Annotated in this window: 20 protein-coding genes and 1 pseudogene; 8 read left to right on the forward strand and 13 right to left on the reverse strand. The window is 68.0% G+C overall.

Annotated features, from left to right (window positions below; translation table 11 throughout):
• Positions 1–24: 24 nt before the first annotated feature.
• Positions 25–876, reverse strand: coding sequence for a hypothetical protein (locus tag ACIRG5_RS19120; RefSeq protein WP_402906258.1), 852 nt, complete (start codon positions 874–876; stop codon positions 25–27).
• 257 nt (positions 877–1,133) lie between these two features.
• Between ACIRG5_RS19120 and ACIRG5_RS19125 the strand changes: the two genes are divergently transcribed.
• The 3 genes from ACIRG5_RS19125 to ACIRG5_RS19135 all read left to right on the forward strand — a co-directional run bounded on the left by ACIRG5_RS19125 (position 1,134) and on the right by ACIRG5_RS19135 (position 2,818).
• A complete protein-coding gene (locus ACIRG5_RS19125) occupies positions 1,134–1,496 on the forward strand; it encodes a DUF4383 domain-containing protein (protein WP_402906260.1) in 363 nt (120 codons plus the stop codon).
• A gap of 281 nt (positions 1,497–1,777) precedes the next feature.
• A complete protein-coding gene (locus ACIRG5_RS19130) occupies positions 1,778–2,386 on the forward strand; it encodes an anti-sigma factor (RefSeq protein WP_402906262.1) in 609 nt (202 codons plus the stop codon).
• Positions 2,387–2,428: 42 nt separating this feature from the next.
• Entirely contained in the window at positions 2,429–2,818 is a 390-nt protein-coding gene (locus ACIRG5_RS19135) for an NAD(P)-binding protein (RefSeq protein WP_402906263.1), read from the forward strand.
• 63 nt (positions 2,819–2,881) lie between these two features.
• On the opposite strand, the gene ACIRG5_RS19140 is transcribed toward ACIRG5_RS19135, so the two are convergent.
• Positions 2,882–3,535, reverse strand: a complete 654-nt coding sequence (locus ACIRG5_RS19140) for a fasciclin domain-containing protein (protein WP_402906265.1) — start codon at positions 3,533–3,535, stop codon at positions 2,882–2,884.
• 282 nt (positions 3,536–3,817) lie between these two features.
• On the opposite strand from ACIRG5_RS19140, the gene ACIRG5_RS19145 reads away from it, so the two are divergent.
• Both ACIRG5_RS19145 and trxA read left to right on the forward strand, forming a co-directional pair.
• Positions 3,818–5,545, forward strand: a complete 1,728-nt coding sequence (locus ACIRG5_RS19145) for a cytochrome c biogenesis protein DipZ (RefSeq protein ID WP_402906267.1) — start codon at positions 3,818–3,820, stop codon at positions 5,543–5,545.
• A gap of 14 nt (positions 5,546–5,559) precedes the next feature.
• Positions 5,560–5,880 (forward strand): thioredoxin, encoded by a 321-nt coding sequence (trxA, locus tag ACIRG5_RS19150; RefSeq protein ID WP_402906269.1) that lies wholly within the window; start codon positions 5,560–5,562, stop codon positions 5,878–5,880.
• Between the two features lie 68 nt (positions 5,881–5,948).
• Here trxA and ACIRG5_RS19155 read toward each other — a convergent pair whose 3' ends face one another.
• From ACIRG5_RS19155 to ACIRG5_RS19185, 7 genes and pseudogenes are all read right to left on the reverse strand, one after another.
• Positions 5,949–6,698 carry an anti-sigma factor domain-containing protein gene (locus tag ACIRG5_RS19155; protein WP_402906271.1) on the reverse strand — a complete coding sequence of 250 codons (750 nt, stop codon included), beginning with the start codon at positions 6,696–6,698 and terminating at the stop codon, positions 5,949–5,951.
• On the reverse strand, positions 6,695–7,300 hold the full coding sequence (locus tag ACIRG5_RS19160; RefSeq protein ID WP_402906273.1) for a sigma-70 family RNA polymerase sigma factor: 606 nt from the start codon (positions 7,298–7,300) through the stop codon (positions 6,695–6,697). The genes ACIRG5_RS19155 and ACIRG5_RS19160 overlap by 4 nt, the downstream gene beginning before the upstream one ends.
• A 160-nt stretch (positions 7,301–7,460) precedes the next feature.
• Positions 7,461–7,784 (reverse strand): hypothetical protein, encoded by a 324-nt coding sequence (locus ACIRG5_RS19165; protein ID WP_402906275.1) that lies wholly within the window; start codon positions 7,782–7,784, stop codon positions 7,461–7,463.
• Positions 7,785–7,792: 8 nt separating this feature from the next.
• Positions 7,793–9,157 (reverse strand): nickel/cobalt transporter, encoded by a 1,365-nt coding sequence (locus tag ACIRG5_RS19170; RefSeq protein ID WP_402906277.1) that lies wholly within the window; start codon positions 9,155–9,157, stop codon positions 7,793–7,795.
• Positions 9,154–10,452 (reverse strand): tetratricopeptide repeat protein, encoded by a 1,299-nt coding sequence (locus ACIRG5_RS19175; protein ID WP_402906279.1) that lies wholly within the window; start codon positions 10,450–10,452, stop codon positions 9,154–9,156. Before ACIRG5_RS19175 ends, ACIRG5_RS19170 begins: the two co-directional genes overlap by 4 nt.
• Positions 10,453–10,533: 81 nt before the next feature.
• Positions 10,534–12,087 carry a DUF4331 domain-containing protein gene (locus tag ACIRG5_RS19180; RefSeq protein ID WP_402906280.1) on the reverse strand — a complete coding sequence of 518 codons (1,554 nt, stop codon included), beginning with the start codon at positions 12,085–12,087 and terminating at the stop codon, positions 10,534–10,536.
• Positions 12,088–12,529: 442 nt separating this feature from the next.
• A pseudogene (locus tag ACIRG5_RS19185) lies at positions 12,530–13,852 on the reverse strand (PHP domain-containing protein); the annotation flags it as partial.
• Positions 13,853–14,336: 484 nt separating this feature from the next.
• Here ACIRG5_RS19185 and ACIRG5_RS19190 point away from each other — a divergent pair.
• The 3 genes from ACIRG5_RS19190 (at position 14,337) to ACIRG5_RS19200 (ending at position 16,801) form a co-directional block, all read left to right on the forward strand.
• Positions 14,337–15,269: a hypothetical protein gene (locus tag ACIRG5_RS19190; protein ID WP_402906281.1), complete on the forward strand. Its 933-nt coding sequence runs from the start codon at positions 14,337–14,339 to the stop codon at positions 15,267–15,269.
• A 642-nt stretch (positions 15,270–15,911) separates the two neighbouring features.
• Positions 15,912–16,547, forward strand: coding sequence for a hypothetical protein (locus ACIRG5_RS19195; RefSeq protein WP_402906282.1), 636 nt, complete (start codon positions 15,912–15,914; stop codon positions 16,545–16,547).
• The gene (locus ACIRG5_RS19200) at positions 16,544–16,801 is read left to right on the forward strand and encodes a hypothetical protein (RefSeq protein WP_402906283.1); all 258 of its coding nucleotides are present in this window, start codon (positions 16,544–16,546) and stop codon (positions 16,799–16,801) included. Before ACIRG5_RS19195 ends, ACIRG5_RS19200 begins: the two co-directional genes overlap by 4 nt.
• Before the next feature lie 242 nt (positions 16,802–17,043).
• Here the strand turns inward: ACIRG5_RS19200 and ACIRG5_RS19205 are convergent, their stop codons facing one another.
• The 4 genes from ACIRG5_RS19205 to ACIRG5_RS19220 form a co-directional block, all read right to left on the reverse strand.
• The gene (locus ACIRG5_RS19205) at positions 17,044–17,238 is read right to left on the reverse strand and encodes a hypothetical protein (RefSeq protein ID WP_402906284.1); all 195 of its coding nucleotides are present in this window, start codon (positions 17,236–17,238) and stop codon (positions 17,044–17,046) included.
• 168 nt (positions 17,239–17,406) lie between these two features.
• On the reverse strand, positions 17,407–18,651 hold the full coding sequence (locus ACIRG5_RS19210; protein ID WP_402906286.1) for an ATP synthase F0 subunit B: 1,245 nt from the start codon (positions 18,649–18,651) through the stop codon (positions 17,407–17,409).
• Positions 18,648–19,220, reverse strand: coding sequence for an RNA polymerase sigma factor (locus ACIRG5_RS19215; RefSeq protein WP_402906288.1), 573 nt, complete (start codon positions 19,218–19,220; stop codon positions 18,648–18,650). Before ACIRG5_RS19215 ends, ACIRG5_RS19210 begins: the two co-directional genes overlap by 4 nt.
• A 209-nt stretch (positions 19,221–19,429) precedes the next feature.
• On the reverse strand, positions 19,430–20,278 hold the full coding sequence (locus tag ACIRG5_RS19220) for an ATP-dependent DNA ligase (RefSeq protein ID WP_402906290.1): 849 nt from the start codon (positions 20,276–20,278) through the stop codon (positions 19,430–19,432).
• Between the last annotated feature and the right edge of the window lie 4 nt (positions 20,279–20,282).

Genomic DNA, 20,282 nt, shown 5'->3' on the forward strand with positions numbered 1-20,282 from the left:
TGTCGGCTTGGTTGTCAGGACTGCTCAACTGGGATGACTTCGGCCGTAGTAGTAACACCACGACCCGTGCACTTGATGACCTGCACTCACCACAAGCGACTCGCCGTCCGGGCTGACTCCCGATCGTGCCGGGAGGTCCGAGACGGCGGAACTCGTCGATCCAGCCGACGACACCGATCCCATCGCGCCGGGCAAAGCGAACGGCACGTCGGGCGACGGTGGCGATGGCACCTCGGTCAGTGGTGCCATGTCAGGTGCGGAAACCTGGTGCCGCTGCGGGAACATCGCCGTCTCGACCCTGTCAGGCAGCGACACAGCACGCGTCTGCGGCGCGATGGCCGGTGCCCAGTGCGCGTCAGCAACCGCAGGCGCGGGCACCGGAGGCGCACCGGCCACGGGCGGTACCTCCGCCGGAACGGATCGCTGTGCCACCAACGGTTCCGTGATCCTCGGCACCACCGGCACGTTCTGCACCGTGTTCACCACAGGGGTGAGCAGCGGAGCCGTCACGGGCTGGAGTGGCTCCAGCACCGGACTCAAAGGCAGCACCACGGCATCAACCATCGGCGTCAGCGGTGCCAGCACCGGTTCGGTCACCGGCGCGGCGGCCTTCAGGACCGGCCTTACCACCGGGCCGGCTACCGCGGTCACACCGCGTGTTACCGGAGCGAGCGTGTCAGCGACCGGAGCCACCGCATCCGTCACCGGAGCGAGCGCCTTGGTCGCCGGGGCGACGAGATCGGTGACCCCGCCCAGCAATCCGGGCGAGTCACTGTCGTCCGCATTGGCGACTCCCGCCGAGAGCAGACCGAAACCTATGAGGAACCCGGCCACACCCAGCGTCCGCCGAAGGGCTGTGGAGCATGTCGTCTTCATGTATTCACCCCCTTTCGACGAATCAGCACCTACACATCGGTCTATTCGGAGCCCCTAAAGAGTCGGTTCGCTCGAAAGTGGAGACTTTTCCGTCGCCGCAGATCAGTAGCCTAGAAAAGTTTGAAACTTCTATTTTCGACTACTTTGCGACACGAATTTGAGCCATCACCGCAACGGACAGTGATCACCAATCCATGGACGGTCGCGTCCCGAATCACTGATGTCAAATCCGCGTCAAGGATGTGGAGGTGGGTCCGGTGGCTCCAAGACGTCACTCCCACCCAGGACACCGCAAGGCTCCTCTGTGGCCGATCCAATTGCTGGCGGCGGTGGTCGGCACGGTGTTCCTGCTCGTCGGAGTTCTCGGCTTTGTCCCCGACATCACGGCGAGGTGCGACCAGCTCTCCTTCGCCGGTCACCACCAAGACGCGCTGCTGCTCGGCGTGTTCGCGGTGTCCGTGCCGCACAACATGATCCACACAGCGTTCGGTGTCGCAGGACTGCTGATGGCGAGTACCGTCCGCCGCGCCCTGATCTACCTGATCGTCGGCAGTGCGATCTATCTCGCGCTCTGGCATTACGGGGCCGCGTTCGGTCTGAACGCCGGCTGCCTTCCGTGACGTCAGGCAGGGCGGCAGCCATCCCGACGACGACATCGCCCCTCTCGTCGTACGCATCCCTAGCCCGCAGGACCGCAGCGGTACGGGCTTGTCTACATCTGATTAGTCCTAATGGGACACTCAGCAATCCGATGACTCGCCGGCTCCGAAGTACATCTGTGAAACCGGGACGGGCACGTGCGACCAACCCGCACCTGCTGACCGGTGCGCACGCACTCGACGCACTGCCGGAAACCGAGCGAGCCGACTTCGAGACTCACCTGAATAGGTGTCGGAGCTGCTTGGACGAGGTCGCGGAGCTCGCTGAGACAGCGGCCGAGCTCGGCCGCGCAGTGGACCAGGCGGCGCCAGGCGTCCTTCGACCGCAGGTGCTGCGTGCGCTCCGTAGTTCGCGTCAAGCACCGCCGCTGGTCCCGTCCGGGGAAGTTCCTTCGCGGCACCGAGGTTTCCGCCGTGCCGCGGCACTGGTCTCAGCCGCCTGCGTTGTCGCCGCGGCGGTGGGCGGTGTGCATGGCGCGCTGACCGCGTCCACGATCACCCCGGTGGCCGCCCCTCCACGCACCCGGATCGGTGATCTGCTCGCGGCTCCGGACCTGCGGCTCGTCACGACCGACGAGCAGGCGGGCACGGTGGCGATCTCCCGCAGTCGCAACGAGATGCTCGTGCTCGGACACAACCTGCGCATGCTGCCGCGCGACCGGGTCTACCAACTGTGGTTGATCGACGACCACGGTCCGAGATCAGCGGGGACCACGTCCGCGGCGGGCGCGGTGACGTCGCTGTTCGTGAGCGGGATCGAAGGGGCCGGCGAGGCCGTGCTCACCGTCGAGCCCCTGGGCGGATCACCGAGTCCCACAGGTTCGCTCGTTCTCAGCATCGTTCTTCGCTGAACCGGACGCAATCCAGCTCAGTCGGCGCACCGAATCCCGGGCGTGACCGACCACATCCTCGTCATCGGATACGGCGACACCGGACGCTGCGCGGTGAACGCCGTGCTCGCATCGCAGCCGGACGCGTGGCTGACCGTGCTGGACACCGACTACCTCGCCGTCGCCGAAGCGACGGCCAACGGCGCCATCGCGGTCCTCGGCGACGGACGGGACAGATGCGCACTCGCCGAAGCAGCTATCGACATCGCCGACCGGGTCATCGTCGCGGTCCCGGACGACCTCAACGCCTTCCTGATCACCAGGGCGGTCCGGCCCCTGAATCCTGACGCCACGATCGTGGCCGTTATCCGCGAACCGGAGAACCACGCGATATTCGGGTTCGACGGAACCGTGACCGTCCATTTCCGGCAACCAGAAGAGGACCAGACGTGAAAACTCCGGAAACCGCAACACAGTGCGGTTCCCGGAGTCGCGGTACTGCTACCCCTGGAGATGTCAGGAGGGCATCAGCACCGAGTCGATGAGGTAGACGGTGGCGTTGGCGGTGTGCACGCCACCACAGATCACGTTGGCGTCGTTCACCTTGATCGCGTTACCCGAACCCGAAACCTTCACGGTGCCGGTCTGCACGGTCTTCTGGTCACCGGCGATCTTGTCGGGGGAGATCTGGCCGGGCACGACGTGGTACGTGAGGATCTTGGTCAGCAGCGCGTCGTCGGTCTTGAGCTTCTCGATCGTCGCGGCGTCGATCTTCGCGAACGCGGAGTCCACCGGCGCGAAGACCGTGAACTCGGCGCCGTTCAGCGTCGAGACCAGGTTGACCTTCGGGTTGAGCTTGCCGGACACGGCGCTGACCAGCGTGGTGAGTAGCGGGTTGTTGCTCGCGGCGACGGCGACCGGGTCGGCGGCCATGCCCGTGACGGAACCGGAGCCGGACGGGACCTGCTTCGCGTAGTCGGCACAGCCGGGGCCGACGAGGTCCTTGGCCGGGTCGGCCATCGCGGCCGATGACTGCGCGGTGGTGGTCGTGGTGGGCGCGGCGCTGGAGTTGCCGCTGCTGGCCATGTCACCCGAGCCGCACGCCGCGCCGAACAGGGCGAGCGAGGCGGCGCCGATGGCCAGGACGGTGTTGCGGACGGTCTTGTTCATGACGAGACATCTCCAAGGAAGGAAACCGGGGAAGGTGTTGACCGTGATTCGCCACCCGTCGCGGAACGGATGGGTGCGGTTATCGATCTGTTACCAAAACATCGTGAATCGCGCCGCGAACAGCACCTACAAGACATCTTGGCCACTGAGACTCTCAGCGGACATTTACTGAGGCTCGATCCTTTATGCGTCAAGCGCCTCTGTCCGGTGAGCAATCCGCAATGTGTCCAGCCGCGAATCACAGACATCACGCATTTCCGTCAACCCTGAGTAGGGCCCCACATGTTGACCCTCGCACTGATCGGTCTGATCGGCGGCCTGGTCACCGGTATCTCGCCGTGCATCCTGCCCGTCCTTCCCGTCATCTTCTTCTCCGGCGGCACGCAGAGCGCCCGCTCGGAGTCCGGGTCCACAGGCGCGGTGGCGGTGGCGACCAAGCCGGCGTCGCGCACCAGGCCCTACCTCGTCATCGCCGGCCTCGTCGTCAGCTTCAGCCTGGTCACACTGTTCGGGTCCCTGCTGCTGACGGTGCTGAACCTGCCGCAGGACGTCCTGCGCTGGGGCGGCATCGTCGTGCTCGTCCTGATCGGCATCGGCCTGATCGTGCCGCGCTTCGAACAGCTCCTCGAGAAGCCGTTCAGCTGGATCCCCCAGCGCAACCCCGACGCCAGCCGCGGCGGCTTCACCCTCGGCCTCGCACTCGGCGCCGTCTACGTCCCCTGCGCCGGACCGGTGCTCGCCGCCATCACCGTCGCCGGCTCCACCGGCCGGATCGGCACCGAGACCGTCATCCTCACCCTCACCTTCGCCGTCGGCGCCGCCATCCCGCTGCTCATCTTCGCGCTCGCCGGCCGCCGCGTCGCCGAACGCGTGCGGTCCTTCCGCAAGCGCCAGCGCGGCATCCGCATCACCGCCGGCGTCGTCATGATCGCGCTCGCGTTCGGCCTGGTGTTCAACCTGCCGCAGCTGCTGCAGCGCGTCATCCCGGACTACACCAGTTCGTTGCAGGACAAGGTGAACAACTCCGAACAGGTCAAGAGGGCACTTAATCTGGGCGGTCTGGTCAACGACCAGAACAAGGACCTCGACAAGTGCTCCGACGGCGCACCTGAACTCGAATCCTGTGGCACCGCACCGGATCTCACCGGCATCCAGCAGTGGATCAACTCCCAGCCACAGGAGCTCAAGGCGCTCAAGGGCAAAGTCGTGATGATCGACTTTTGGGCCTACTCCTGCATCAACTGCCAGCGCTCCATCCCGCACATCGTCGCCTGGGACAAGGCCTACCGCGACGCCGGGCTCCAGGTCATCGGCGTGCACTCCCCCGAGTACGCGTTCGAGAAGGAACCCGCCAACGTCGAGGCCGCCGCGCGCAACTTCGGCATCACCTATCCCGTAGCACTGGACAACAACCTCGGCACGTGGACGAACTACCGCAACCGCTACTGGCCCGCGCACTACCTCATCGACGCCCAAGGCACCGTGCGGCACATCAAGTTCGGTGAAGGCGACTACAAGGTCACCGAGAAGCTCATCCGCCAACTGCTCAACGACGCCAAGCCCGGCGTCCAACTCCCGGCCGCGACCGAACTGGCCGACGACACCCCGGACAACGCCGACATCACCCGCGAGACCTACCTCGGCTCGACCAAGCGCGTGAACTTCGCCGGCACCGAGGAGTACACCAGCGGCGAGAAGTCGTTCCAGCTTCCCGAAAATCAGGTCACGGACAGTTTCGCGCTCTCCGGCGCCTGGAAGCTGGACACCCAGTCCATCACCCCCACCGGCGACTCCGGGCAGATCAAGCTCTACTACCGCGCCAAGGAAGTCCGGATGGTGTTGTCCGGCAAGGGAACCGTCACCGTTCAGAACGGTGACCAGACCAAGACCATCCAGGTCGACGGCACCCCGAACTCCTACCAGCTCCTGGCCACGGACCAGATCCAGGGCGGCTCGCTCACCGCGACCGTCGGCCCCGGCGTCCAGGCCTTCTCCTTCACCTTCGGATGATCAGGAACACCACCATGGCACTCACCGACGTCACCACGGATTCCTTCGACAGCGATGTGCTCGGCGGGGACAAGCCCGTGCTGGTCGACTTCTGGGCACCCTGGTGCGGGCCCTGCAAGCAACTCAGCCCGGTCGTCACCGGCATCGCCGAAGAACATCAGGACAAGATCTCCGTCGTGAAGATCGACATCGACGCCCATCCGGACATCGCCGTCCGCTACAGCGTGCTCAGCATCCCCACGCTGATCCTGTTCTCCGGCGGCGAACCCGTCGCCACTCTCACCGCACCACGCAACCGCGCCACCATCCTCAAGGCGCTGTCCACCTGGCTCTGAGCACCAGCAGAGGCGACGCGACCCCGGCAGCCATGCAGAGAGCTGCCGGGGTCGCGTCGTGTCCGGGATCAGACCATCGAGATCGTGAGAACCGGAGTCGTCGTGGGAGCGGTGGAGCCACCGCTCGGTTCGACAGTTAGCGCGATCGCCTGCGCGTCGGTCAGATCATCGGCGACGACGGGCTCATCCCACAGCAATCCGGCGGAGCGCGGCCCACCTGGTCCGACGACCCACAGCTGGTAGGTGCGATCTGCGGGCAGCGACGGCAATCCGCTGGCGAGGAACGCCGCCTTGCCCTGGCTCGGCGACATCACGACGGTTCCGTGGCCACCGCCGGTCGCGGAGTCGTTCAGCAGCCTCGCATCCGGAGCGTTGAGCAACTCCGACACCTGGCCGTAGCCGACCGCCGACTGACGCAGCGCGTCAAGCTCCTTGCGGTCCTGCACGCCTTGAACCCCGACGACGATCGCGACGAGCACACTGGCCGCAGCGGCGAGCACGCTCGCCCTGACCAGCCACCGGTTGCGTGCGGGAAGCACGAGCACAGCCGCTTCCGGGGTCGGTGCCTGCGGTGGCAGCTCAGCTGTCAGCTGGCGTGTGGTCGTCACGCCGTGGAGCACCTGGGCTCGCAGATGCGCAGGTGGCGCGAGCTCCACCGCCGCGCCGAGGACGCCTGTGGTGGCTTGCAGCTCGGCGACTTCCTGAGTGCACGTCAAGCAGTGCGGTAGGTGCGCTTCGAACTCAGCACGTTCCACATCGGACAGAGCGTTCATCGCGTACACGCCGGTCAGCGTGTGCAGATCTGACGTGACGGTCACGCCGTCACCCCCAAACAGTCCCGAAGCCTGATCAGGCCGTCACGCATCCGGGTTTTGACCGTGCCCAGCGGCACATCCAGCAGGCTCGCCACCTCCGGATAGCTGTGGCCCTGGTAGTAGGCCAGCACCACCGACTCGCGCTGCAAATCGGTCAGGGACTTCAGACACCGGCGGACCTTGCGCTGTTCCAGGCGTTCGGTGACCTTCTCCACGACCTCGTCGAACGGCGTCCCCACGTCCAGCGCCGCGACGCGTTCGTCACGGTTGGCCGATGCCTGCGCCGACCGCACGCGGTCCACCGCACGCCGGTGCGACATGGTCAGGATCCAGGTCATGGCCTTACCGCGCTCGGGATCGAACCGGCTCGCGGTCCGCCACACCTCCAGCATGACCTCCTGGAACACCTCTTCGGACTGCGCCTGATCGCGCAGCACCCGGCGCACCAGTCCGAACACAGAGCCCGAGACCAGGTCGTACAACTGCCCGAACGCCGGCTCGTCGCCCCGCGCCACCCGCAGCAGCAACTCCTGCGCGTCCACGGACTCCCCGACGTTCTCGGAATCACGCAGGAGGGTCGACTCCGCCTGATCTCGTTCCCGCATCGTGCTCCTCGTAGTCGCCTGACCGGCCTCGATTCGGCGGGGGGCGCCCACGAGCGAGGCACGCATCGCTCTGATTCCCGAATCACATACCGCCTGCCAGTGGCGACTATAGGACCACTGCTCCTTTCGGACGAACTGACGGGTCAGGATCTTCACGCACTCAGCCGAGGAGCGCGGTCACGTTGGCGCGGTCGGCGCCGAGCGTCACGTAGAGCTGGGCCCACTGCTTGTCGGTCTCGGTGGGTACTTGGCCGTCGCAGAAGGGTTTGCGGCCGTGGGCGGTGTAGTAGCGCAGCAATGACAGGGTTTCTCCCGTGCTGCGCATGGCCTCGTCGGCGTAGCGGGGGCCGGGTGGCTGAGGTTGGTGGCGCAGGCAGGTGAGTTCCGCGCCGCTCTCGTTGTCGAAGACGGGTCCGGGTTCGGGCGTGCTGCTGCAGGCGGCCAAGAGGGCGGCGGAGCACAGGAGCAGGACCGGGACGCGCATCGCGCCTCCTATTCGAACAGGGCTCGGGCGACGAGTCCGAGGCCGACGACGAGGACGAGCCCGGCGGTGATCGCGGGCAGGGCGGTGAAGCGGTCGCGAAAGCGCTCGACGGCGGCCAGCCGATCACGCAGGCGGACCAGGAGCAGGCCCACGGCGGTGAGCGTGGTGGCCATGCCGAGGCCGTAGCCCAGCACGAGCAGCACGCCGAACCAGGTGCGACCCAAGGCGATCGCGCCGAGCAACACGACCAGCGCCGAAGGGCTGGGTACCAGGCCGCCCGCCACGCCCATGCCGATCAGGCCGCCACGACCAACCCGGTGCCCGTGGCCATGTCCGTGCTCGTGGACATGTCCGTGCCCGTGGCCATGTCCGTGACCGACGGCGACGGGTTGCCGGTGCAGCGCCGCGCGCAGCAGGTACGCGCCGATACCGGCGACCAGCAGGCCGCTCGCCACGCCGAGAACCCGCAGCAGCGACTCCCCTGCCAGCGCGCTGGACGCGCTGATCACCAGGCCTATCACCAGCACACCGATGGTGTGAGTGAGGGTGACCGTGGCACCAACCGTGATGGCGTCACGAGCGGTCCCGTCACGACCCGCGAGGTAGGCGGCGATGACGGTCTTGCCGTGTCCGGGCAACGCGGCGTGAGAGGCACCGAGCAGCAGCGACAGCAGCACGGCGAGCACGCCGACCAGAGGCGTGAAGTCCTGCCGCCCGGCGAGATCGGTGAACGCACGGGTGGCCGTACCGATCAACGTGCTGCCGCCCTGGGCGGCGGCGATGTCCGAGGCCGCGGTGACGCCGGGTTCGACGCGCAGGCTCACCGCACGGATGTCGAGCGGGTCGGACAACAGGTCGTCGGGATAGGCGCGCAGTTCGTTGCTGGCGCTGGTCGCAGGGACGGGCGGGGCGAGCAGCGCGATGCCGTCGCCGGTGGCGGTCATCTCGTGCCAGCCGACCCTGCCCGGACGGTAGGTGTCGCGCACCTCGACGACGGCCGGGGCGGCGAGGTCCGCGGGCGCGGTGAGCAGGCAGGTCGACCGGGTGGTCTCCAGTCCTGCCTCGCCGGACGGGAACTCGACCGCTGCCGAACGGAGCGCGATGACCGTTCGAGTGCCGTCGACGGTCACCGACACGCTGCCGCGCATCACGTCGCACTCGCGCGCGGCGAAGTCGCTCTGGCGGGCGGGCTGCTCCTGCAGGGTCGGGATCTCGGCGAGGTCGACGACCGAGACGAGGTCGACCCGGTCGAGGTGGACGGTGATGGCGTGGTGGTGGTTGATCGTGAAGTTGCCCAGAGGGTGGGCGCTCGCGCCCGTGGGGACCGCGAGCATCGCCAGCGCCGCGAGGATGAGTACGGCCAGGGTCTTCATCGCAGGTCGTCCATTGCGGCGCGGGCGGCCGGGGCGTCGACCGGCGAGAAGTGCGGGTTGATCCGCAGCGCCGAGTCGAGGGCTTCGGCGGCCTCAGCGGAACGGCCGAGGGACTTCAGGATCATGCCCCGGTGGTAGGCGAACGTCGCGTTGCGCCAGCCAGTGGTGGCAGCACGGTCGGCGTAGGTGATGGCCTCGGCATCACGTCCAGCGAGGTGCAGCGCCCACGCGAGCGCGTCCGCTACGAGAGGGTTCTGACGGCGGGCCCATTCGCGTTCAGCGGCGGTGAGCGCGGCCGTGGGGTCGCCCCGGTCTGCGGCGGCAACGGAGGCGGCCAGGTCGTCGGTGCTGCCCGCAGCGACGAGCAGCCGTTCCTGCTGGGCAAGCAGGTCGAACTGGCGGGCGGCGTCCTCGGTGCGGCCCGCGGCGCGCAGCAGGACTGCGTATTCGTGCAGGTACTGCGGCGACGGCACGCGTGCAACGAGGTCGGCGTAGCCGGCGAGGGCGTCATAGAGGTTGCCGCGGGCGGCGGTGACCTTGGCGCGGCCTTGCAACAGGGCAGGATCGAGCGGGTCGATCAGCAGACCCTGCTCATACTGGGACGAGGCCACGTCGAGATCACCGTTGTCGAAGGCCAGCTCACCGAGGTGGTAGCGGCAGAACAGCGAGTCGGCGGGCGAGGAGGAGGCCTCGAGCGCGCGGGTGAGGGCCTGGCGGGCGGAGTCGACATCGCCGCGCTGTTCGAAGTCGTAGGCGGCGCGGGTGAAGGCGGGCACGCCCGGTTCCAGGTCGAGCATCCGCTGCACGGCGGCCCGCGCCTGGCCGGCCTCCCCGAGTTGGGTGAGGGCGTCGGCGAGCACGCCGTAGACCTCGGCGGTATCAGGCAACGCGGCACGGGCGCGTTCGCCCTCGTCGCGGGCGGCAGCGAAGTCGTGGCGCGCGTTGGCCAGCGCGCCGAGACCGAGATGGGCGGGACCGTTGCCGTCAGGCTTGTGGCGCAAGGAGGTCTCCAACGCGCCCTGGGCTTTACCGTAGTAGGTCGCGTCCCCGGTAATCCTGGCCTGCTCGACATAGGCCGAGCCGAGCCGTGCCCACGTGTCCGCGTCACCAGGCACCCGGCGCAGCCGGTCCTGGGCGGCGGCGACGGTGCGCTGCACATCGCTGCGTACGACAGCGGCACCGGCAGCGGGCGGAGCCGGGTCGCCGCCACCGCGGGTCAGCGCGGTCGCGGTCGTGGCGAGCAGCACGGCACCGGCGGTGATCGCCAGCACTGCGATGATCTTGCGGCGGTTCATGGCGCGCTCCGTGGGTTGCAGCCGGGTCAAGTCACGGGATGTGCCGGGGAACGGGCGCGACACCCGTTCCCCGGCACGCTGTCATGCGGTCGCGGGAATCGCGGTCCGCAGTGGACGGCGGTTGAGCAACCACACGCCCGAACCGATCAGCAACGCCGCCAGCAGACCGTTGAGGATCAGCCCGTCCGGCAGACCACCACCGCCGCCGCCACCGGCCGCGGGCGGGACCGCACCCGAGGCGCCGGAGTTGACCGCGCTGTTGTTCGGCAGCGCCACGTATGGGAACGAGCCGCCGAACGCCTTGTCGTTGGCGTTGACCTTGTCCCCGGCCGCGAGCGCGGGCACGATGCCGCTCACCGCGGCGCCTTCCAGTGCCTGCACCCCGATGTCGAGCACGTCGTCGGTGAGCCTGCGCCCGTTCGGGAAGCCCTGCAGGTCACCGCCGAGCACACCCAGCCGGTTCGGCGACGCCGCCGGCGGCACCGAGGTGTTGAGCCGCAACTGCTCCGACGGCGTGAACCGCTTCGGGTTCACGTCGGCGTTGTCGAGCTGCGAGTTCAGATCGGCCTTGATCGGCCCGCCGAGCTTGGTGGTGATACCGGTCAGGAAGATCTCCACCAGGTCGTTGCGCGGAGTGGCCGGCGCGGGCAGTCCGTAGATGCCCTGGATCAGCTTGGGCACCTCCGGATCGGTGACCCGCTTGACCAGCTCGGGCACCTTGCCGTCCTGATCAGGCGTCAGGGCGTTGAACCTGTCCTTGAGCCCCGCCGGCACGACGACCTCGTTGACCAGCGGGTTGCCCAGCCGCGAGACCTGCACGAACGGGCCCACCGCACGCGACTCCCCCGGCGTGAGGATCATCGACTGCCGCTCGGTGTCGCTCCACACCCCGATGACCGGGTTGCGCGTCGCGTCACCCTTGAGCACCAGCTGCGACTTGGGCACCTGCAACGCGATGGTGTTGACGTTGAACCCGCCCAGCGTGTCCTGCCCGACCTCCGACAGGTTGCCGCCGTAGAGCAGGTCGAACACCCGCAGGTCGAGGAAGAACGCGTCATCGGACTGCCCGACGAAACTCTTGCCACCACCCGGCACATCGGTGATCGCCTGGGCGCGCAGCGCGCCGTAGTCCGGCATCGACGCCGGGCCGGTGTTGGACGGCGCGACCTTGCCCGAGCGGATCAGCTTGCGATCACGACCGTCGCGGTCGATCAGCTCCAGCGTGTAAGTCTGCCGGAACAGCAGGTTCTCGTCATCCAGCGACGTGACCGGCCCGTTGTTGTACAGGAACGTCGACTTGCCGCGGCGGTCCTCGGTGCGGAAGGTCCACCGGTAGGTCAGATCCGCCTTCGCATCACCATCGTTGTCGATGTTGATGTCGTAGCGGGCATCAGTCGCCCACGGGTAGAAGTTCGGCCCGCCGTGCGGCTCCTGAAACGGCGACCAGCTCGCCACCAGCGTCACCGTGTCCGGCTTGTCAGGGCTGACGAACGCGTAGACATCGGTGTTGTCCACCGCCGGATCACCCGCGATCAACGGCGCCTCACGGTGACTCGACGCACCGGCCAACCCAGATCCACCGATCAACCCCGCCGCGAGCAACGTGCTCCCGACCGCGATCAGACTTACCGCCACGCGTCGACGACGACGCGTAGGAGGAGGTGCTGACATGCTCCATCCCTTCGGATCGAAGCCCATCCGCAGCGAAACCCGCCACACGGACAGGACCCTCCTCATTCGGCGCTTAGGCCGCAGCAGCTTGCCGGTTTCACCCGAATGCACTCTTGCATATGACTGGCATCAAGCAAATAGCGGCGATCGTTGTGATCAATAAGTAGACGAGGCCTAATGCCGCCGAAATATGGCGCGACGACTGCGTGGCGCTGCAAACGGTACGCAGGTGGATACGTGGAAAGCAGGGTCCTCGCCGAATCACACATTCGCTATCCGGTTACAGCGAGAGCCGTCCTCATCCGCTCGGTGTGTCGACCGCCCTGGTGGCTAGACTGGTATGCGGCTCTGGTGTACCGCTCGGTGTGTATCGCCCCGGCATATCGCGTAGCAGTAGTCCGGTGAAGATGTCGATGTCCGGTGGCCCATCGCGTTCCGGCGCCAGGAACCTGGCGAACAGCAACTTCCACTTCACGGGGTCGACGTTGGTGATCGCGAGGGCGTAGCAGACCGCCGAGTTCGCGGCCGAGCCCCGGCCCTGGCAGTGGATGCCCTTCGCGGTGCAGAACGCCACAAGGTCGTGCACCACGAGGAAGTAGCCCGGGAACCCGAGTTCCTCGATCAGGGCCAGCTCGTGGTCGATCTGCGCCCACGCGGCCGGGTTGTTCTCGCGCAGCCCGTAGCGGTCGGCGCCGCCGCGTTCGGTAAGTTCGCGCAGCCAACTGGACTCGGTGTGGCCGGGCGGCACGTCAAACGGCGGCAGCGTCGGCGCCACCAGTTCCAGCGGGAAGGTGCACTCCATGCCGATCACCGCGGCGTTGGGCACCGAGGCCGGATACCGGCGCATCCGGTGGCGCATCTCCGTGCCGGAGCGCAGGAACGCCGCCGGTGCCGGTGGCTGCCAGCCGGCCATCTCGTCGAGCGAGGACCGTGCCCGTACGGCGGCCATCGCCGCGGCGAGCCGCCCGCGGCCGGGGGTGGCGTAGTGCGCCTGGGTGGTCGCGACGATCGGCACGCGGGCCTGCTTCGCCATCGCGGCCAGCAGGTCGTTGCGGCGGCTGTCCTCGGGTAGGCCGTGATCGGTGAGCTCCACCGCGACGTGCTTGCGGCCATAGACGCCGATCAACCCGTCCAGCGCCGCGACCGCGCCGTTCACGTCACCGACGTCGAGCGCGCGGCGGACCGCGCCCTTGCGGCAACCGGTCAGCACCATCACCTTGCCGGGCAGCTCGTCGGCGATCTCCTCCAGGTCGTAGACCGGCTTGCCCTTCTCCGCGCCGTCACGCAGGTTCGCCGAGCTGATCACCCGGCACAGTGCCCGGTAGCCCTCCAGCCCGCGGGCCAACGCCAGCAGGTGCGTGCCCTCCGGATCGGGGACGCCGGTCTGCGGCGCGGGCAGTCCGAGGCTGAGCTCGGCGCCGTACAGGGCGTGCACGCCGAGCTCGCGCGCGGCCTCGGCCAGGCGCACCACGCCGTACATGCCGTCGTGATCGGTCAGCGCGATCGCGTCCAGCTCCAGCCGCGCCGCCTGCTCGACCAGCTCCTCGGGCGAAGATGCGCCGTCGAGGAACGAAAAGTTCGAGTGGACGTGCAGCTCCGCGTAGGGGACCCGGCGCGACGGCAGCGAGCGGGCGACCGGGCGGCCGCGTAGATCCTGGGGCGGGACGTAGGTGCCGCGCGTGCGGGACCAGGCGGCCGTGCCCTCGGCCAGCTCGGTGTGCCGGCGCATCGCGTTGGACGAGTCCGGGGTGGACGTCATGCGGGCAGACCTTCCTCGCAGCACGAAGCGCTGAGGGGAAGTCAGCCGCGACTCGACCGTCTGGTCGAACGCGTGTGCGATTCTGCGTCACCGAGGATGGGCCGTCAAACGGAGAGGCACGACGACGACTACGGGGACGACTACGGACTCGGCAACCACGGCGGAACAGCAGGCGAACCCTCCGGAACTGATCCCGGCGAGGCCTGCGCCCAGCGCGAACACCGGCGGATCCGAATTAGTGCACGATTCGGCCCTCATGAGACGACGTGGTGCTTTCATCTTCGACTATGACCGACGACGCCGTACCCGCCTGCGGGACCTGCCCGCCCGGGAGGGCCGCAGTTCGCGACGAGGTTCCACGCTGGATGACGCGCCGCCCGCTGTTCATGGTGATGGCGACCTTCGCGGCGGACGGGAGACGCGGTGGCCCGGCGGTCCGGAGAGGGGTTGCCGCATGACCACACGTGATCAGACCTCGGCCGCTGCCGCTGACTACTGGGCGCCCGACTTCGCGCTGAACCAGCACCGAGACGGTGGCGCTGCCGCGCACTTTCCGGGCGTGCGGCCCTCGCCCGCCTCTGTCGTGATCTCCACGTCACCATCGGGGATCTGCGTGGACCCGCACTCCCGGTTGGTGACGCAGAAGCGTGGGCGAGGAAAACCGCCGCAGTACGTGCCCGAGCACCTCAACCTCACCGCGGACTTCGCAGCCCGCCTCCGCCGCATGCTCGGGATTCCGGGCTCGCGCACCGCTGCCGAGGTCGCCAGGATCGCGTGCATGGACCCTTCCTGGGTCAGCCGTGCGGTGCGCGGCGAAACCCTCCCCAGCTGGGACACGGTCGAGATTCTGCTCGGCAATTGCGAGTACCACTACGGAATCGCGTTCAGCAAGCGCGTCCGGCGCGACTTGTTCAACGATTACGAGCGCGCGCAGACCGATACATGGCGGGTGCGGCGGCTCAAGGCCCTAGCCAAGGCCCTCATCAGGGCTGGGTTCGTCGCCGTGGCGGCGTTCCTCGTCTGGCTGTTCACGGGCGGCTGGAGCGCCTGGCTGTCCTTGCCGTCCCCCGAACCGATGATGCCGGCACCGGTGGTGGTCGTGGCGCCCAACTTCGACCGCATCGAACGCCTGGCGCCGGGCTCTCGGCCTGCACTGCCTGTGATCTATGCGTGGCACAGCACCAACTCCCGTGAGCTGGGCTCGCTGCAGCTGGTCGAGGTCAAGTGCGTGCTGCCCGTCCCTGACGGGGGCCATGATCTGGCCGGATGGTTCATGCTGCGCCACCGCGGGTGGGTCCAGGTCGAGGGCGTGACCGCCCGCGCCACGTCGGACATCACGACCGTGCTGTCCGAGAGGGAGATCCTCAGGTCGGTGCCAAGGTGTTAGAGCTGCGGTGGGCCGATGGGCGCCGTCCCGAAGAGGATGCGGCCGCTAGCGCGCTGGCGCAGGTGCGTCACGGGGCGCACTTGGTCGTCTGCCCGCCCCGGCAACCTCGACGACCGGACCGGTCGGAGGTGATGTGCCATGAGCTGCTGAATGAGCGGTGGTTGCACACCGCGAAGCTGGTGAGGAGGATCGCGGCAACGAGCCTCCTCGGCGCCTAGATCTCGCCTCGACGGGTAGTAGTACCTGGGAGATTCGGCGTTGTGGTGCATCACTAGCTTCAGTGCTTCGGCCGGAATGTGCGGGATTCTGGCTTCAACAGGAAACAATTACTCGCGCGCAGCCACATAAGCCCAGTTCAGGATACCGCTGTCGACGTCGGTGTGCGCAGCGAGCGACACAATCGTGGATCGATCAAGAATCCGCGAGGTCAGTCAGGTCCCGGGGTGCGGCCTGAGTTGTTTCCCGAAAACGCGTCCTTCGTTGCCAATGGCTGCGCGCAACCTGTGCAGTAGACCTTCTCCGCACGGCTCGATCGGACGGCAATCCGCATCGTGCCCCTGGGCGGAAAAGGCGCCATCTCGCCTCGACGGGTGAGTCCCTACGAAGATCGGATTCGTTATGGTGCAAAGAAAGGCCGTAGTGATGCCACGGTCCAGAGCGGGGCGGCGCTTCGGGCCGCTGCGCGATGACGGAACGGCGCGCGTGAAGCTGGCGCTGTTCCTGCGTGACTGCTTGCAGGGCGAGCGCACGTCCCCGTTCCACACCACGAAGACCTTGCGCGAGGCAGCATCCGAGTGCGGCTACTCGGCAAGCGTGCTGTCGAAGGCGTTGAACGGCACGGTGTCGCCCTCACGCGTCCTGGTCGCCGCCCTCACCAAGACCGTGGGCAGCACGGCGGTCGAGGCCCGAGGAATCGAACTGTGGCGCCTGGCCGCGCTGGAGGATCTGGGGCTGCACCCGAAGGATCTGGTGCTTCCCAGCGCGCCGACCGTTGACGAGTTCGCCACGCTTCTGCGCGGCTACCTGGTCGATCGGCCGCAGGAGCTCACGCCGGCGGCGATGGCGCGAGCGAGCCGACGTGCCTCGTTCGGTCAGCGGCCGTTGTCGGTGCCCACGATCAACCGCATGCTCAGCGGCAAGGTTCTGCCGACCTTCGAGGCGCTGATGTCGTTCGTGGAGCTCGCCGGCATCGGCAGCACGGTCAGGGACCGGCTGTTCGCGATCCAGGCCTCGTTGGCCGAGCAGCGGCTCAACGCGCCCGGTCGGGTGGTGGCATGACCGCGCCGACCGGGCAGGGGCCGGGGATGCCCTGCGTGTGCACATGTCATCAGCAGGTGGTGGATTCGCCGATCGCGCGCGAGCTCACGACCCTCAGGATCGTCGTGATCGTCGTGATCTCGTTCATCTGCGGGGTCATCTCCGGGACCCTCACGTACTGGGGCTACGGCATGAACGTGGCCGCCTCGGTGCTCGCGGGCCTGATCGCAATGGGGATCACGTTCGTCACCGCGTACCGAATCGACAAGGGCTAACGCCACGACCCCGATGCTCGTGAGCATCGGGGTCGTGCTCTGTCTCAAGGGGATGTGCCTGTTGACACGTCCCCCTTTCTCGCGTCCCTCGCAAGACAACACGACTACGGTCTCGAAAGATGACCTCGGTGAGGGCGTGCCGCGGCGCTTCCGTGGCGACTCCCGGCTGGCTCGTGCCACCGAGACGCAGAAGTTGCCGTGGCAGAACGGCTCTGTGAACGTCGCCCCGTCACGAGGCGCGGTCACCACGGCCGCATCAGGTCCTTCCACAGCTCCACCACCACGTAGCGCAGCCCCTCGGCCAGCAGCCGGACCACCAGGGCGCCGAGCACCCGCGGCACGGTCACCTGGGAGCCGTACGTCTCGCGGATCGTCTGCATCTGCCGCCGCACGCGCTGCAGCCACGTCTTCTTCGGGTTGGCGGGGACGTCGTTCACCGTCGTTCTCCTCAAGATGTGGGGTTCAAGCACGCGGGCACGTCAAGGCCCGTCCACTCACTGCTGATCGGAGGTGGCTGAGGTCTTCGTGCGTTCGGACGCGATGACTGCGGGGATAGAAGAGGTCGCGTGCGGTGCGCCAGGGCTGCCCTGGCGCACCGTCGTAGCTCATGGTGCGGACAGGTCGGTGATCACGATCAGCCCGTCGTCCTCGGACATCGGCAGTACTGGTAGGGCCGATGGCGAGCCGTAGAACTTGGCCTGGAACACCAGTCGAGCACTCCGGCCGCACATGTCGACGACCGTGACGTCCCGGTTGCTATCCCTCATGCTCGGGACCGTGTCCGTCGTCCGGTGCTCGTGCCTGCCGAGGGTGGCATGGATCTCCGCGACCACGCTCTTGTGCTCCTGCTCGCTGATGACACGAGGCCCGTCCCACACGATCGGCGGGCGTTCGTCACGCCCCACTGGCCACGGCAGCGAGGGAACGAACAGCTTCAGGCTCCGGGCCACGTCCCACAACCTCGACCTGGCGCCGGTGAACCACCGACGCTCGACGAGCTCACCCCGACTGAAGGTCGCGTCCATGAACTGGTCGAAACGCTTCTCCAGGCTTGCAGTCTCCGCAGCATGGATTGCGAGTGCCTTTTCGGCGAACTCCAACGCCAGCCGCAGGTCGGCGGGTGCGGCGCCCGTCTGAGAGCACCACCGGGCTCGCCAGAGCTGGCTGTCGGCCGGCTCCGAGAAGTCGAGCTTCCACAACGTCGTGCCGGACTTTGCGCCTGGACGCTCGTCGTGGCCCTGAATGTCATCTGCGGCGCGCGCCCTGATCATCTCAGCGTCTCGATGCGCCTGCGCGCGGATCCGCGCGGCGTCGGTCTGCGCGTCGAGGACCAGCGCGGCGGCGGACGACTTCGCGTTCTGCACGATCGCCGCGGCCTCGTCCCGTGCCTCGGTTGTGATGCGCTCGGCTTCGCGGTCGGCCCAGTCGAGGGTGTACGTGCTGATCCCGCGGGCCGCCGCGTCGTCGTGGGGACGCTGTTCGAGCGGAGCGGGGCCGAGCACGCTGTCATCGGGAACGCCTGGTTCCGCGAACGCCGCCTGCAGTTGCTCGACCGTCTCCAGTTCCGCGCGGGCGCCGTCGGCGTCGTAGCGCACGGCGACGGCGAACCAGCGGGCGGCGGCATCGAGGTTGCCCTGTTCGAGGAAGGTCTCGCCGAGATCGAGCGCGTCGAGGCCGAACGCGACGCGCTCGCCGTACTCGCGTGCCGCCTGCCGCTGCTCGGGGGTCTGCCGGTTGGCCAGTTCCCGGATCGTGGCGAGCGTATTCGGCGGACGTGGTGCGTCGACGTCGTCGTGGGCGCGCATCTGCGCGAGCAGGTCGGGCACGTCGGGGAACTCGGGTGCGGTCACGGCATCTCCCTCGTCGAGACGCTGATGGTGTAGCCGGCCTGGCTCAACAGGGTCCGGATCTTTCGCAGGCCTTTGGCCATGAACCTCTTGGCGGCGTACTGCTTGACGCCCATCGCCGCCGCCACCTCGTCGACCGGCATGCCGACGTAGTGGCGGAGGATCACCGCGTCGCGTTCGCGCTGGGTCAGCCGCGGCAGGATCTTCTCAAGCTCGTGGAACGCGTCCTGCATGTGCTCGGGAAGCTCCCGCAGCGACTCGCCCGGTTCCGCCTCGCGCGACGGTGTCTCCACGATCTCGGCGAGCAGCGACGTCAGCGGCACGGACTGCCTCGCGGTGTTCGCGCGGTGCCAGTCCGCGACCTTGTGCCGCGCAATGCCGAACAACAGCTTCGCGAGATTGTCCGGGACCGGACCGTCGCCTTCCTGCTCGTAGACCACGACCCACACGCCCTGGGCGATGTCGGCAGCGATCTCCGCGGTGGGGACGTTCTTGCGGATGTACGCGACGAGCTTGGAGTCCCACTCGCGGATGAAGGAGTCCAGCGTGTTGTCGGAGGAGTCGGTGCTCACGGCCGGGCGGCTCCCGCGCGCGGTGGCGCCGCCGGCGGCATCAGGGAGCGGCGGCCGCGTGGCCGCCTGTCTTCCGGGACTTCACGCCCCGCGCACGACACTCGGTTGGTGTCCACGTGGCTCTCCTTCCCCTCGATAGGGTCCTGTCACCCTTGATGTCGGGTTTCGCCACGGATTCGGACTCCTTCGTGCCGAAGATTCTTTCGGGGCTAGTCCGCGGGGATCACACGCACGTCGCTGACCTGGCGATCCGGGCGCAGACCTCGCCACACCGGTTGCCGGAGCCGGTGGCCGGCGTGGGTGGAGGTCCAGCCGTGGTGCTGGACCTCGCCTACCAGCGCGGGGGTGACCCACTGGACTCCTCGGGCGTCGCCGCGGGGCAGGCTGTGGTCGAACGGTGGCCGGTCCTGGCGCAGGTCGTCGAGACGACGGCGCAGGGTAGCGCGCTCGCGGTCCTTGAACCCGCTGCCGACGCGGCCGATGTAGGTCAGGCCGTCGTCGGTGTACGCGCCGAGCAGCAGGCCACCGAACGTGGTGGCGCGGCCGCCGACGCCCGGTGCCCAGCCGCAGATGACGGCCTCCTGGGTGCTCAGCAACGGTTTCTTGATCCACAGCGGGGAGCGGTGGCCCGGCAGGTACGGGCTGTCGGTCCGTTTCAGCACAATCCCCTCGAGGTGGTGCGCGGATGCGACCTGCAGCAGCACCTCGGGGTCCTGGTCGTGCCAGCCAGGCGGGACCTGGATCGGGTGCTCGCCCGGTAGCGCCAGATCGATGAGCATCTCGCGGCGCTCCCGGTAGGGCACGTCGAGCAGCGACCACCCGCCGAGTTCGAGGAGGTCGAAAACGAAGAGGTGCACGGGTGCGGCGCGGCGAGCGAGCTCACCGGGTTGGGGACCAGTTCGTTGTTGCAACAGTGAGAAGGAGGGCTGCCCGGCGCGGTCGATGGCGACGATCTCGCCGTCGAGGACCATGTCGCGGCCGGCGGCGACCTCGGTGAGCGCGCTGAGTTCGGGGAACCGTCCCAGCAACGGCAGCCCGTTGCGTGACCATATTCGCAAGTCA

Origin of the sequence: Lentzea sp. NPDC102401, from assembly GCF_044765805.1 — a bacterium.
GTDB classification, from domain to species: Bacteria; Actinomycetota; Actinomycetes; order Mycobacteriales; family Pseudonocardiaceae; genus Lentzea; species Lentzea sokolovensis.